Origin of the sequence: Brevundimonas sp. P7753, from assembly GCF_013386595.1 — a bacterium.
Taxonomy (GTDB): domain Bacteria; phylum Pseudomonadota; class Alphaproteobacteria; order Caulobacterales; family Caulobacteraceae; genus Brevundimonas; species Brevundimonas bullata.
In genome coordinates, this window is sequence record NZ_JACARP010000045.1 from 56884 (window position 1) to 71587 (window position 14704).

Consider the following 14704-nt stretch of genomic DNA (forward strand, 5'->3'; position numbering starts at 1 on the left):
GTAAGGAAGGTCGGCCTCGGGCTCAAAGGCCCAGGGCCAGGATCTGGTCGTAGAGCACCTTGGGCGTACGCACCCCGCGCGCCAGGCTGCGGGCGCGGGCCTCATAGCGGCGCTGCGACGGCAGGCGCGCGCCCTGATCGGCGAAGGCGGCGAATAGGGCCTCGGCCCGGGCGGCGTTCGCCTCGGGATCGCCGCCGCCCATGATGGCCGGATCAAAGGCCAGGATCAGCTCGCCGTGCATGGGCGCCGCCTTGGCGCCGTCGTCGAAAGCCATGGATTCGCGGCTGGTCAGATCGCCGATCAGCGGCCCGGCCATCAGTTCAATCATGGTCGACAGGGCCGAGCCCTTGTGCCCGCCGAAGGTCAGCATGGCCCCGTCCAGCGCGGCGCGGGCGCTGGTCGTGGACCGCCCCTCGTCGTCCACGCCCCAACCCTCGGGGATGGGCTTTCCAGCGATGTCGTGCAGGGCCACATCCCCGCGCGCGACGGCGCTGGTGGCGAAGTCGAAGACATAGGGATGCCGTCCCGGACGCGGCCAGCCGAAGGCGATGGGATTGGTTCCAAGCAGACCCTTTTTACCGCCTGCAGGCGCCACCCATGAATGGCTGGGCGTCATGGCCAGGGCGGCAACGCCCCGCTCGGTCAGTTGCTCGATCTCGGGCCACAGGGCCGAGAAGTGGAAGCAGTTGTTGATGACCAGGGCCGCTACCCCGACCGTCTTGGCCTTTTCCGCCAGCAGCGGCGCGGCGCGCTCGAAGGCCAGCAGCGAATAGGCGTGGCGCGCATCGGCGCGCACCAGGGCGGGCGAGACGTCTTCGACCACCGGCTCGGCGTCCAGAGACATCTTGCCCGAACGCATGGTCATGACGCAGCCGGGCAGACGATAGAGGCCGTGCGAGGCGCATTCGTCACGCTCGCCCGCCGTGATGACGCGCGCAGCCGCCTCGGCGTGCGGCACGGACAGGCCGGCGGCGATCAGGACCCGCCGCGTCAGATCAAACACCTCCTGGATCGAGAGAGCGACCGTCTCTTCATCTCTAAACAGGCTCACGAAACACCCCTTCGACCGCCGCTAAATCGTATACGATACCTACTAGGCAGCGAGGAAACATCAAGACCCCCTGCAAGACGGCCCGCTTGACGTCGGAGACAATCGGCTGCACCACTTCATTATCGAATACTGTATCCGATTTTAAGGGGGAATCTTCATGAAGCGCCTATCCGCCCTGGCCGTCCTGCTGATGAGCAGCGCCGCGCCGCTTGCCGTCGCGCCCGTCTTCGCGACACCCGCCGTCGCCGGGACCGAGGCCGCCGCGCCGGCCCGCCTGCCCGCCGCCGTCTACGCCCGTGCCGAGGCTGTGCTGCCGCAGCATGTCGATGAGCTGATCTTCGGCCTGAGCGTGCGCCCGCAATGGATCGGCGACGGCGCCGACTTCTGGTTCGAACAACGGACGTCCGAGGGCCGCAGCTATGTTCGCGTCGAGCCCGCCACCAGGCAGACCCGTCCCCTATTCGATCATGACGCCCTGGCGAACGCCTCGGGCAAGCCCCTGGCCCGCAAGGACCTACGGCTCAGGGATCTGAAGGTCGACGCCAGGACCGGCGAGCTGACGTTCGGCTACGACAACCGCAGCTGGCGCTACGCCCCCGCGACGAATGTAGTCGAGGCCGCGCCCCCCACAGGGGACAAAGGCGTGGTCTCGCCCGACGGCCGCTGGCGCGCCCTGGTGCGCGACGGCGATCTGATCATCCTCTCCACGGCCGACGGCGCCGAGCGGCGACTGACCCAGGACGGCGAGACCTCGCCCTACGCCACCCCCCTGATCAACCTCAAGGACATGGCCGGCCAGGGCACATCCGAACCTGGGATCGCCCCAGCGGTACAATGGTCGCCGGACTCTCGCTTCATCGCCACCTATCGCATCAATCGCGATCATGCCCGCCGACTGTCTCTGGTGCAGTCCGCGCCCAAAGAGGGCGGCCCCCCGCGCGTGTTCGACTATCTCTACCCCCTGACGGGCGATACCGAGACGCCCATGGTCGAGGGCGTCTTCTTCGAGATCGAGAGCGGCCGGCGCATTCCCATGAAGACCCCGGCCCGGCCCGTCCTCTATTACGGCGGCCCTGATTATGAATGGAGCGCCGACAGCCGCGCTGTGTTCGAGCGCGGAGCGACGCGCGGCTACGGCGCCCTGCAACTGCACCGCATCGAGGCGACGACCGGCGAGACGCGATTGCTGACCGAGGATCGCTCGGACACCTATGTCGACTACTACGGCCACTTCTGGTCCTACGACGACAAGGCCGACACCCACTACTGGACCGCCGATCCCGACGGCTTCGCCCATGTCTACGCCGTCGACGCCAAGACCGGCGCGCGACGTCAGATCACATCGGGCGACTGGCGCGCCCGGTCGGTCGCGGGTGCAGACCGTCAAGCCCATCGACTGTTGATCGTCGGCTCGGGTCGCGAGGCGGGACGCGATCCCTATCTGCGCCATCTCTATTCCTTACCGACGGCAGGCGGACAGCCGCGTCTGCTGACACCCGAGGCGATGGACCACGACGTATCCGTCTCGCCCGATGGCCGCTTCTTCGTGGACAATATGTCGACCATCGACCAGCCGACGCGCTCGGTCCTGCGTCGCAGCAGCGACGGCGCCGTCGTCATGGAGTTGGGCCGCGCCGATGTCAGCGCCTATCTGGCCGCCGGCTATCGCCTGCCCGAGCCGTTCCAGACGATGGCCGCTGACGGCGTGACCCCCATCTACGGCGCCCTGTTCAAGCCCGCCGACTTCGACCCGGCCAAGCGCTATCCGGTCATCGAGGACATCTACACCGGGCCGCACTACGTGATGACGCCCAAGTCCTTCGAAGCGGCGATGACGGGTCGCAACGCCAACGCCATCGCCCAACTGGGGGTCATCGCCCTGACCATCGACGGGCGCGGCACCTGGGGCCGCTCACGCGCCTTCCAGCAGCCCGCCTATCAGAACCTGCACGCCGTAGGACTGGACGACCATATCGCCGGCATCCGCGACCTTGCGGCCCGAAACCCCTGGATGGACGCTGACCGGGTCGGGATCTACGGCTTCTCGGCCGGCGGCTACGACGTGGTGCGGGCCATGACGCGCCATCCCGAGTTCTACAAGGTGGGCGTCACCGCCTCGGGCAACCACGACAATCGCCTGGACAAGGCCGTATGGAACGAACAGTGGATGGGCAGCGAGCTGGGCCCGCTCTACGACGAAAACTCCAACATCACCTGGGCGCCCAAGCTGGAGGGCCGCCTGTTGATCGCCCACGGCGAACTGGACGAGAACGTGCCGCCGCTGGCGTCGCTGCGCCTGGTCGATGCTCTGATCAAGGCCAACAAGGACTTCGACTTCCTGCTGGTGCCGAACGCCGACCACTTCCTGGACGCCGTCCCCTATTACCAACGCCGGCGCTGGGACTTCTTCGTGCGCGAACTGCTGCAAGAGACCCCGCCCGAGGCCTACCTGATGAAGCCGTTCGACTGATCAAGGAACAACCCACAAAAGGAAAAGGCGGGCCAGACGGTCCGCCTTTTTTCATGCCCGCCTGGAAACATGAGCCCAAAATGAAAAGGGGGCGGCCAACCGGCCGCCCCCTTCCCGCTTATGACGTCAGTCGCCATTCGAGCCGTTACTGCCCTCCGAAGCGCCACTTGGCGCCCAGGAAGAAGAACCGGCCAATCAGGTCGTCCATGGCCAGGTTGCCCCGAGCCGTAGAGGGGTGATCGCGGGGGCCTTCGTTGAACACGTTGCGGACGCCGGCGGTGAAGCGGACGTTCATGGGCGTATCCAAGGCCACCGACAGGTCATGATACCAGACAGAGGGGATGTTGTAGTAGCTGCCGACGTCCTCAGCCGGGTTCGCCAGGTCGTTGTTGGTCACGGTCTCATCGACATAGCGGCTGGACCAGTTCACCTGGACGTCACCCCTGTAGTAGGTGGCGTTGATCATGCCCCGCAGCTTGGGATTGCCGGCTTCTCCAGCGTCGTCAAAGGCTGTCTCGTCGCCCGTCGCCACATCCCGATCAATGAAGATGTTGTGCTTCAGGTAGGAAGCCATGCCTTGCAGGCTGATCCGGCCCAGGTCGTCGTCCCGGCCCAGCAGGTCGGCGATATCGGCATGATAGGACGCCTCGAAATCGACGCCCTCGACCTCGAAGGAGGCGACATTGATATAGCTGTCGCGCACCTCGTACAGATTGCCGTCCGGCTTGCGGGTCAGCATGTCGCAGAACTGGTTGCTCAGCGTCGGCAGATCAACGCAGTTGTCGACTGTCTGCTGAGCGCCGATGCGGGAGATACCCCCGTCCAGCTTGATGCTGTAGTAGTCCGCCGAGAAGGCGAGGCCCGGCAGGAAGCGTGGCCGGACCACCGCTCCGAAGGTCAGGGTGTCGGCTTCCTCAACGCCCAGGTCGGGGTTGCCCGTGCTGAAGACCAGGGTCGTCACACGGCGCGTGTTCGGGTCCCAGGTCACCGGATCAAAGCCCAGGGCCAGACAGTTGGCCTTGCGGTTCTCGGTGCCGCTGTTCAGCAGATCAGGGTCGCATGGATCGCTCAGGCCTGCGGCGCCGCGGCTGCCGGGGTTGAACATCTCGCCCAGAGACGGGGCCCGCACCGCCGTCGCCTTGGTCACGCGGAAGCGGATGTCGGGGATCGGCGCCCACGAGCCCGCCAGCTTCCAGGATTCGACGCTGCCAGCACGCTCATAGTCCGACACGCGGTAGGCGCCTTCGACTTCCAGCGAGTGGATAAAGGGCCGGTCCTTGATCACCGGAACCAGGACCTCGGCGAAGGCCTCGCGCACCTCGTTGCTCTCCTGGATGGGCGAGAACTGGCTGGCGAAGAAGCCCTGCGCCTTCTCCCAGACGTAGGAGGGGCGGAAGTCGATCTCGTCCTTGCGGTACTCAGCCCCAGCCGAGACCTTCACGGCGCCGGCTGGAAGCTGGAACAGGTCGCCCGAAATCAGCCCTTGGATCAGGGTCTGGCTGGTCTCCGTGGTCGAGGTGTGTTCCGCGCGAATATAGTCGACGGCTTCGGGCGAAATCGTGCCCTGGCCGAAGATATTGACCGGGACGCAACCGCGCGCACGCGCCTCGACGCTGCGGCAGACGGGGTCGCCCGTGACCGGGTCGCTGATGGCGTCCAGAGCCTCAAACCAGCGTTCGTCGATACGGTCATTCAGGTTGTGGTTAGTGCTGAGAGAGTTGCCGTACTCGAAGACAGCCGACCAGTTCCAGGTGTCCCCGAACTCGCCCTCCAGCCCGGCTGCGACGCTGTAGTATTTGCGGTTCATGTCTGTCCCGCGCATCCCGAACTCGTCGTGTGAGCGCGCCCAGTCGCTCATGGAGGTCTTGCCTGCCGCGACCAGACCGTCGCGGACGGCGGTCGGCATGAAGGGGTTGTCGATCGATACGCTGGCGCTCCAGGAGTCGAAGACAGCGCTGATCCTGTCGCGAGCGGTGATGTCGGCGAACATGACTTCGCTGAAGAGCTTCAGCTTGTCGTTCAGGCGATAGTCGGCCTTGGCGTAAATGTTGGTTCGCTCCAACGGCGCGACCAGGGTGTCGGCGTCCTGAACACCGCCTTCATCGGTGGAGTAGGCGCCGTCGATCACGCCGCGATCGCCCGCCTTCATCGGGCGGAAGGTCTGGGTGGCGGAATCGAAAATCACGTCCGTCGCGGCGCCACCGGGACCGAACGGCAGATAGCCCGTCGGCGTGCCCAGGGCGAAATAGGCGTAGCGCAGATCACGCATCGGAATACGCCCCGGAATGCCGTCATTCGACCCGGTATTGGCCGGGTTGGACACAAAACCATAGCGTGTGCCCAGCCCCCGGTCGCCGCGGGTCAGGCCGCCGCTCTCGGTGCGGCTGACATGCAGCACGGCGTTGCCGCGGTCATAGTTGACGCCGGCGGTCAGGCCGTAGTTCACGGTGTCGTAGTCGCCGCCCTCGTCAGACCCATACTGGACGTTGGCCTCGATCCCGTCGAAGTCGTCCTTGAGGATCAGGTTGACGACCCCGGCCACGGCGTCGGCGCCATAGACCGCCGAGGTGCCGCCCGTCTGGACTTCCACACGCTGAACCAGAGCAGCCGGAATATTGCTCAGATCAAACGCCAGGAAATTGGAATCATCCGGCGTGCCCGCACGACGGCGGCCATTGACCAGCGTCAGGGTCCGGCGAACGCCGAGGTTGCGCAAGTTCGCCTGATTCAGGCCGATATTGCCAAAGCTGTAGCTGGTGTTGGCGTTGGACAGGCCCGTCGCCACCTGCGGCATCTCGTTGAGAATGTCCGCGATATTGGTGATGCCCTTGGCTTCGATCGTCTCGGCCGTCAGCGCCATGGTCGGCGTCGGCGCGTCCAGCCCGCTACGCTGAAGCCGCGATCCCGTGACGACCACCTCATCGACCTGGGAAACCTCTTCTGCGCCCGTCGTGGACGCATTCTGAGCCTGCGCCGCCATTGGCGCGGCTAGCGCACCCAGGCCCACACTCGCAATCAGCGCCCGCTTTCTCCACCGCAAAGCCCTCGCCCTCTGCTCTTCTATCGCACTCAAAACCGTTCCTCCCCTGAGAGTATTTGAATGCGATATAATGTATACGATATACACGTACTGTCCAGCCGATCGAACGTGGGTTTGCTCAACCCCGTCTTCGGGCGCCAACCGAGCCTCTTCTCCCTGAACTGCGGGCGCTTGGCCCCCCAATGCGGGCCTATCGACTTTTCCAGTTGCAGGCGTTTGGCGGCCGTCCCGCAGCCGCCGCTTCCGCCATCAAGCCGCCGACCGTTTCGGCGCCCGGATCAGGAACAACTGCCCCGCCAGCACCAGCGCCAGGCCGACAAAGGCGATCATGCCGAACCGCGCGCCCTCGAAGAGCACCGACACCAGCATGGCGATCGGCGGCGTCAGGGCCGAGACATAGCTGGCCAGGGCAAAGCCTCGCAGACGGGCGATGGTGAAATACAGCCCAAACGCGATCACCGAGCCGAACAGCGACAGATACAGCAGCGAGATGACATAGGCCGGGCTCCACGCCACCGACCACGACACACCCGTCGCCAGGCCATAGAGCGCCAGCGCCCCCGTGCCGTAGGCCATGGCCCAGGCCGTGCCGGGCAGGACCTGCGCCCCAGCCCGCTGCCCCTTCCACGCAAACCAGTTGCCGAAGGCGGAGGCCACGACGGCGATCACGGCGAAGGTCACGCCCTCGACCGCGTGCAGGCCCAGCCCCGCCCCCATGACCTCGCCGCCCGACAGGACAGCCACGCCGATCACGCCCATGCCGGCCCCCAGCCAGGCCGCCGACGCCGCCTTTTGCTTCGAAACCACGCGGAACAGGATCAGGTTGAGGAAGGCCAGGGCCGCAAAGATCACCGCCACCACAGCCGAGGCGATCTTCTCTTCGGAGGCATAGACGAAAGCATAGCTGATGGCGAAGGAGAACAGCCCCTGCCCCATGGCCGCCAGGTGCTGCGGCCGCGTCATGGCCAGCTTTCCGCCCGTCGCCTTGACGACCAGGGCCAGCACCGCCGCCGCGATGGCGAAGCGCAGCACCACCGACACCACCGGATCGACCGCACCCAGCTGGAAGGTGATGGCGTACCAGGTCGTGCCCCAGATCAGGGCGCAGACCCCGATCCCGCCGATGGCGAGGGCGGCGGGAGACAGCGGAGCTTTTACAGACTGGGTCACGGGCAGGGCCTCAGGGCGACTCGACGGAAACGAAACCGGAACCCCGTTATCATCGGTTTTCGTGCAGCGCCGCCATGATCTTGCAGCCTTCTGCCTTCATGGAGCGTTCTGCTAAGCTATCCCCCTCAAAGGACCCTTCGTCATGCGCTTCCTTCCGCTGATCGCCCCGCTCGCCCTTGTCGTCGCCGCCTGCTCCAGCATGCCGGACGCCGAGAGCGCCTCGACCCAAGTCGACGTCACCGCCGCCTATCGCGAGCGCATCATGCTGACGCCGGGCCATGTGCTGACCGTCAAGGTCGAGGACGTCAGCCTGATGGACGCCCCCGCCCGCGTTATGGCCCAGACCAGCCAGCCGCTCGACGGTCGCGGCCCGCCCTACGCCGTCACCCTGTCGGTGCCCAACAGTCAGATTGACGCACGCCACACCTATGCCGTCCGCGCCGAAATCCGCGATCCGGCAGGCGCCCTGCGCTTCACGACCGACACCCGCCATTCGGTCCTGACCAATGGCGCGCCGAACAAGGCCGACATCATCATGGTCGGCGTCCGCTAAACCGTGAGCAGCCTCGCCAAGCGTTCGGTCCTCCTGTCGGGCCACGCCACCTCGGTGGCGCTGGAGCCGGAGTTCTGGGCCGTGCTGGACGCTATCGGGGCTGAACTGAACCTTGGCCGCGCCGCCTTGTTGATCCGCATCGACGCCTGGCGCGGCCGTCGCCCCCTCGCCTCGGCCTGCCGCGTGCTGGCCCTGCAATGGGCCGGCGGCGACCACAGCTTCGCAGGAACCGAGACATGGCCACCGACAGCCGCCTGATCCCCGCCGCCGTCGTCGGCGGCCTACTGGCCGTCGGCCTGATCGGCGCCGGCGCCCTGATCGGTCAGGGCGTGGTCAACGCTCGCGCCGGCGATCGCTCCGTCACCGTGCGCGGTCTGGCGGAAAAGGACGTGAAGGCCGACCTCGCCGTCCTGCCGATCCGCTTCACCGCCTCGGGCGAGGTCCTGTCCGAGGTTCAGGCCCGCATCGACGGCGACCTGATCATCGTGCGCCAGTTCCTGAAAGCCCAGGGCTATCCCGACGCCTCGGTCGATCTCGGTCCCCTGGGCGTCGCCGACACCCGTTCGCGCGAATACGCCAGCCAGACCGGCGGGCCCCGCTTCATCCTGAACCAGACGGTCGTCGTGCGGACCAACGACGTGGACCGGGTTCAGACCACCACCCGCAACCTCAACGATCTGGTGCGCCAGGGCGTGGTGCTGCAGGACTTCCAGGGTCCGTCCTACATCTTCACACGGCTGAACGACGTCCGCCCCGCCATGATCGCCGAGGCCACCGCCGCCGCCCGCACCGGCGCCGTCCAGTTCGCCAAGGACTCCGGCGCGCCTCTGGGCCCGATCAAGTCAGCCGGTCAGGGCTCGTTCGAAATCCTGCCTCGCGACGGCTCCGGCGACGAGGCGACTTCGCTGAACAAGAAGGTCCGCGTCGTGACCACCATCAGCTACCGGCTGAAGTAGCCGCCTGACCCCGATGTCCCGACATAGAAAAAGCCCGCCGCCCCTTGCGGGCACGGCGGGCTCATAGACGCTTCACGACTGCCCTGCGCGGGCAGCGTCTCCTACTCTCAGCCCTGCGGCTCAGCCGCCGGTGCCGTCACGGTCGGCGGTTCGGCCGGGCGCGGCATGTCCGGCATGCGCGGCGTGTCCGGCAGCTTCGGCGCAGGAACATTGATGTCCAGATTGACCTCCGGCGCTTCCGGCACAGCGGGCGCCCGCCCGCCGGAATAGAGGAACCAGCCGATCACGGCGACGGCGACGATCAGGCCGCCGACGATGAAGGCCAGCATGCCGCCGCCTCCCTTACGCTCCGGGGCCGAGGTGTTGATCGTCGTCTGGTGCACGACGCGCTCAGGCGGCGGGATATTGGGGTCCGTCATTCAGAGCCTCCTTACTGGCCGCTCGGCACGGCCGGAGCCGACACTTCGGGCAGTTTCACGTCCACGTCGATATTCTTGGTTTCCGGCGCGCCGCCACGGCCCAATAGGAACCAGGCCAGCACCGCCACCACGACCACCAGGCCGCCGACGATGAAGGCCAGTCCGGCGTTTCCGCCTCCGCTTGAACTCTCGGCCATTCGTTTCCCTTCCATTGCTTCCCCTGAGGTCGTGAGAACGAGGGTCAGGCTTGGCGGTTCCCACCGGCCATTTTCAATCGGGGCCTGACTTTGGCCTCTGTGCTGCTTATGTTCTCCTCCGAATCCGCCCTGCGTGAGCCGCTTATCCTGTGACCGACCTGCCCGCCCCCCGCATTTCCGACCTCGCGCGCGCCCAGTCGCCCGACGGCGCCGCCGCTGGCGTTCGCGACTACCTGTCCGGCCTCAACCCCGAACAGAGGCTGGCGGTCGAGACGACCGAGGGGCCGGTTCTGGTCCTGGCCGGCGCAGGCACCGGCAAGACCCGCGTCCTGACCACCCGTCTGGCCCACATCCTGGCCACCGGCCGGGCCAAGCCCTGGGAACTGCTGGTCGTCACCTTCACCAACAAGGCCGCGCGCGAGATGCGCGAGCGGATCACCCACCTGATCGGCCCCTCGGCCGAGGGCCTGCGCTGGCTCGGCACCTTCCACTCGGTCGCAGCCCAGATCCTTCGCCGTCACGCCGAACTGGTCGGGCTGAAGTCCAGCTTCACCATCCTGGACACCGACGATCAGGAACGGCTGCTGAAGCAACTGCTCGAAGCCGCCAATATCGACACCAAGAAGCACACGCCCAAGTCGCTGGCCCATCTGATCGACCATTGGAAGAACCGCGGCTGGACGCCCGAGAAGCTGCCCCCGAGCGAAGACTTCGCCAACGGCAAGGGCCACGCCCTCTACGCCGCCTATCAGAAGCGCCTGGCCACGCTGAACGCCTGCGACTTCGGCGACCTCCTGCTGCACAACCTCACCATCCTGTCGAAACACGCTGACCTGGCTGAGGAATATCGTCGCCGGTTCCGCTACATCCTGGTGGATGAGTACCAGGACACCAACGTCGCCCAGTACCTGTGGCTGCGGCTGCTGACCGCCTCGACCGGCAATGTCTGCTGCGTCGGCGACGACGATCAGTCGATCTACGGCTGGCGCGGGGCCGAGGTGGACAACATCCTGCGCTTCGAACGCGACTTCCCCGGCGCCAAGATCGTCAAGCTGGAGCGTAACTACCGCTCGACCAAGCATATCCTCGGCGCCGCCTCGGCCCTGATCGCCACCAATCAGGACCGTCTGGGCAAGACCCTGTGGACCGAAGACGACAGCGGCGACAAGGTCCGCGTGCGGGGCGTCTGGGACGGTGAGGCCGAGGCCCGCCTGATCGCCGACGAGATCGAGACCGCCCGCAAACAGGGCATGAAATACCGGGACATGGCCGTCCTGGTCCGCGCCTCCTTCCAGATGCGGGCGTTCGAAGAGCGCTTCGTCATGCTGGCCGTCCCCTATCAGGTCATCGGCGGCCCGCGCTTCTTCGAGCGCGCGGAGATCCGCGACGCCCACGCCTACCTGCGCCTGATCCAGTCCGAGGACGACGATCTGGCCTTCGAGCGCATCGTCAACGTGCCCAAGCGCGGCATCGGCGAGACCAGCGTCCAGAAGATTCTGCACATCGCGCGCGAGAACGGGGTCTCGGCCATGCAGGCCGTCCGCCACCTGATCACGACGGATGAGCTTCAGGCCCGCACCCGCACGCCCCTGGCCAACTTCGTCCGCGACCTCGACCGCTGGCGCGATCTGGCCGCCATGGGCACGCCCCACTGGCAGGTGACGGAAACCCTGCTGGACGAGAGCGGCTACACCGACATGCAGAAGGCCGACCGCACCAGCGGCCAGACGCGCCTGGACAACCTCAAGGAACTGACCCAGGCCATGCAGGCCTTCGACACCCTGCAAGCCTATCTGGAGCACGTGTCCCTGGTCATGGACCTGGATCGGGCCGCGCCCGAGTCCGAAAGCGGCGCGGTGCAGATCATGACCCTGCACGGCGCCAAGGGGCTGGAATTCCCCCTGGTCTTCCTGCCCGGCTGGGAGGAAGGCGTCTTCCCCTCGCAGCGCAGCATCGACGAAAAGGGCGTGAAGGGCTTGGAGGAGGAACGCCGCCTGGCCTACGTCGGCGTCACCCGCGCCAAGCAGGACGCGCGCATCAGCTTCGCCGCCAACCGTCTAGTCTATGGCCGCTGGACCTCGCAACTGCCCAGCCGCTTCGTCGACGAACTGCCGCTGGCCCACGTCGAGCCCCAGTCCGACACCGGCTACTACGGCGCCTCGACCGGCATGAAGGAGGCCAAGAGCCGCTGGGACGACGCCCCCTCCTTCGGCAGCGGCTATTCCAGCCCCGGCTGGAAACGCGCCCAGAGCTTCACCTCGGGCCAGCCGGCGCGTTCCGCCTCCACGCCCGCCCGCAAGGCCATCATCGAGGGCGACGGCCGCCTGATCGCCACCGCCGTCCCCAAGCCCGGCAGCGACTGGTCCCGCGGCGACCGCGTCTTCCACCAGAAGTTCGGCTACGGCGCCGTCCGCGCGGTCGAGGGCAACAAGCTGGTCGTCGCCTTCGAAAAGGCCGGCGAGAAAAAGGTCATCGACAGCTTCGTCGAGAAGGTCGTCTAGACAAGCACCCGCCGCAGCCCCTCCAGGACCTGCGGGTAGCGCTCCAGATAGCGGCTGGCCGCCTTTCGCAGTTGCGCGACCTCCGGCTTCAGCCAGCGATCCATATCGCCGTCGTCGCCCTTGAGCGCGGTGAATACGGCCAGTGCAAAGGCCCAGCTGCGCGGCGACAGATAGCCCGAGCGGCGGCTCATCCAGCCCTGACTGAAGGCGTCGCCGTGCTGGGCGAAGCTGAAGGCCGCATTGGCCCCGAACAGGCCGAAGCCCGTGTAGGCGACCATCAAATCCGTGGCGAGTTCATGGGTCTCGTCCTCGACCAGATCCGCCTGCCCCGACAGCAGGTAGTGCGCCGCCTCGTGCGCCAAGGTCGCGACGAGGTCCGAGGTCCGCTCCAGCAGCTCCGGCGAGTATGAGATCACGGCGACGCCGTCCGCATCGAAATGGAAGGTTCCGTTCGGTTCATCCTCGCCTTCCAGCGTCAGGAAGGCGCCGACCTGCATCCCGCCTCTCCGCTCCGGCAGCGCCTCCAGCCGACACGGCCAGTCGCCGATACCCATGAGGTTCATGACGCATCGAAGGATGTGCTGAACACGCTCGTGCCCCTGCGCCTCGGTCGCGGGAAAATAGTCGGGCGTCGGCAGCACCAGCGGCGTCTCGCGAAAGGGCGCCTCTCCTCCGAACCGCTCTAGCAAAAGCGCCCAGGTCGTCAGGTGCCACTCCTGCACGTCTTCATCCAGAAACGGCTTCGGCCGCACCCGACGACCAAACAACAACTCCAGCATTCTCTTCCCCCCGAAATCCGCGAAAACAGCTCGACGAAGCCGACCTAGACGCGCTCACCCTCCCGCCGGAAGCGCATCAGTCCGGCCCGGCCCCTACCCTTCCTTAACCCTGTTCGGCGACCGTGCCGCCGTGCGCGCCGTCCGTCCAGAGCCTGAAGCCATTCACCCCGGCCCGCCCCTATGGGAACAGGTCGCGGCGGGCTTTGTCGTCTGTATGCTGACCGGCGCCCTGATCGGGCCGGTGTTGGCGCCGGATCAGGGCGAGACGCCGCTGCTGCGCCTGTTCTGGCTGCCAGTTTACGCCATCGTCGCCGGATTGGTCCTGCTGCGTTTCAAGACCATCGCGCGGGCTTGGCCGGCCGTGCTCGCCTGGGCCTGTATCGTCTCCCTGGCCTTCGCCTCCAAATACTGGTCGATCGACCCGTCCATGACCGGCCGCCGGGTCATCGCCATGGTCATCAGCGGCTCGTTCGCCATGTATCTGGGAACGACCTTCCACGGGCATTGCCTGCCGCGCTTGCTGACCCACTGCGCTTTCATCATGGGGCTGCTGAGCATCCTCATGGTCTTCGCCGTCCCCTCCATCGGCGTGCATCAAGACGTCAACGCCGGGATGTGGCGCGGCATCTGGTACGAGAAGAATCAGATGGGGATGGTCATGGCTGCGGGGGGAACCGCGGCTGCGGCCTGGGCTGCATCCGAAGATCGGCGATGGAAGACGCCGCTGCTGACCATCCTGCTTTGCTTTCTGCTGGTCTTGGCGGCCCGGTCCAAGACCTCCCTGCTCTGCATCATGCTGGGCGTCGGCATGGTCGGCGCGCTTTGGGCGCTCAAGCGCGGAGGCCCCGCCCTGGCGGTCGCCGCCGTCTGGATGGGCGTCGTCGGCGGCGCAGCGGGCTGGTGGCTGTGGACCTATGAATCCGCCGAAATCCTCGCCGCACTCGGCAAGGACCCGTCGCTGACCGGGCGCACAGGAATCTGGGACGCCCTGTTCGTCAAGATCGCCGAGCGCCCCTGGACCGGCTACGGCTACAACGCCTTCTGGGGACTGGACTCTGAGCCCGCCCTATGGGTTCGCTATCAGACAGGCTGGGTGGTGCCCTCGGCCCACAACGGCTGGATCGACCTGCTGGTCCAGCTGGGTTGGCCCGGCGCCATTCTGGTCGGGACGATCATGACCTCGTCCTATGTCCTGACCCTGCTGCGCCTGCCGACGGCGGGCCTGCGCGAGGGCTTCTGGGGCATCGCCTATCTCAGCGTCTATATCCTGCTGACCTTCTCCGAGAGCGTGCTGCTCAGCGCCCAGAGCCTGCCCTGGACCCTGTGCCTGGCGATCCTGGCGCGCGCCGTCTATCCCGAGCCGCCGTTCGACCGGGTGACGCTTGCCCCGAAGCGACGCGGAGCCTACCAGTCCGGTCCCCGAATCACCGCAGACTGCGTAGATGGCCGACCTATTCTCCACGCTCGACGACGCTGAACCGACCCTTCCGACTGCCAAGGCAGAAGCGCCCGCGCCGGTCGCGGCTGCGCCTCGTCCCGAGCCGACGGCGCCCGCCCCGGTTCAGACC

The 14704-nt window shown here is 66.6% G+C and carries 12 protein-coding genes; 6 read left to right on the forward strand and 6 right to left on the reverse strand.

Features of this window, described 5'->3' with window-relative positions; translation table 11 throughout:
- Positions 1-22: 22 nt before the first annotated feature.
- On the reverse strand, positions 23-1051 hold the full coding sequence (locus HX774_RS10180) for an Ldh family oxidoreductase (RefSeq protein ID WP_178826528.1): 1029 nt from the start codon (positions 1049-1051) through the stop codon (positions 23-25).
- Between the two features lie 157 nt (positions 1052-1208).
- Between HX774_RS10180 and HX774_RS10185 the strand changes: the two genes are divergently transcribed.
- Entirely contained in the window at positions 1209-3521 is a 2313-nt protein-coding gene (locus HX774_RS10185) for a DPP IV N-terminal domain-containing protein (RefSeq protein ID WP_178826529.1), read from the forward strand.
- A 145-nt stretch (positions 3522-3666) separates the two neighbouring features.
- On the opposite strand, the gene HX774_RS10190 is transcribed toward HX774_RS10185, so the two are convergent.
- Together HX774_RS10190 and HX774_RS10195 are read right to left on the reverse strand one after the other, a co-directional pair.
- Complete coding sequence (locus HX774_RS10190; protein WP_178826530.1) at positions 3667-6501, reverse strand: TonB-dependent receptor domain-containing protein; 2835 nt, start codon at positions 6499-6501, stop codon at positions 3667-3669.
- Between the two features lie 309 nt (positions 6502-6810).
- Entirely contained in the window at positions 6811-7731 is a 921-nt protein-coding gene (locus HX774_RS10195) for a DMT family transporter (protein ID WP_370523471.1), read from the reverse strand.
- A gap of 142 nt (positions 7732-7873) precedes the next feature.
- On the opposite strand from HX774_RS10195, the gene HX774_RS10200 reads away from it, so the two are divergent.
- The 3 genes from HX774_RS10200 to HX774_RS10210 are packed head-to-tail and all read left to right on the forward strand — an operon-like array spanning position 7874 to position 9240.
- Complete coding sequence (locus tag HX774_RS10200; protein ID WP_114816995.1) at positions 7874-8284, forward strand: YbaY family lipoprotein; 411 nt, start codon at positions 7874-7876, stop codon at positions 8282-8284.
- Positions 8285-8287: 3 nt separating this feature from the next.
- On the forward strand, positions 8288-8542 hold the full coding sequence (locus HX774_RS10205; protein WP_178826531.1) for a ribbon-helix-helix domain-containing protein: 255 nt from the start codon (positions 8288-8290) through the stop codon (positions 8540-8542).
- On the forward strand, positions 8521-9240 hold the full coding sequence (locus tag HX774_RS10210) for an SIMPL domain-containing protein (protein ID WP_178826532.1): 720 nt from the start codon (positions 8521-8523) through the stop codon (positions 9238-9240). Before HX774_RS10205 ends, HX774_RS10210 begins: the two co-directional genes overlap by 22 nt.
- 107 nt (positions 9241-9347) lie before the next feature.
- Here the strand turns inward: HX774_RS10210 and HX774_RS10215 are convergent, their stop codons facing one another.
- Positions 9348-9659, reverse strand: coding sequence for a hypothetical protein (locus HX774_RS10215; protein ID WP_178826533.1), 312 nt, complete (start codon positions 9657-9659; stop codon positions 9348-9350).
- An 11-nt stretch (positions 9660-9670) separates the two neighbouring features.
- A complete protein-coding gene (locus tag HX774_RS10220) occupies positions 9671-9856 on the reverse strand; it encodes a hypothetical protein (RefSeq protein WP_178826534.1) in 186 nt (61 codons plus the stop codon).
- Between the two features lie 149 nt (positions 9857-10005).
- On the opposite strand from HX774_RS10220, the gene HX774_RS10225 reads away from it, so the two are divergent.
- Positions 10006-12357 (forward strand): UvrD-helicase domain-containing protein, encoded by a 2352-nt coding sequence (locus HX774_RS10225; protein WP_178826536.1) that lies wholly within the window; start codon positions 10006-10008, stop codon positions 12355-12357.
- Here HX774_RS10225 and HX774_RS10230 read toward each other — a convergent pair.
- A complete protein-coding gene (locus HX774_RS10230; protein WP_178826538.1) occupies positions 12354-13136 on the reverse strand; it encodes a hypothetical protein in 783 nt (260 codons plus the stop codon). The two genes, HX774_RS10225 and HX774_RS10230, sit on opposite strands and share 4 nt — an antisense overlap.
- A gap of 130 nt (positions 13137-13266) precedes the next feature.
- On the opposite strand from HX774_RS10230, the gene HX774_RS20400 reads away from it, so the two are divergent.
- Positions 13267-14613, forward strand: a complete 1347-nt coding sequence (locus HX774_RS20400) for an O-antigen ligase family protein (protein WP_370523472.1) — start codon at positions 13267-13269, stop codon at positions 14611-14613.
- Positions 14614-14704: the final 91 nt, after the last annotated feature.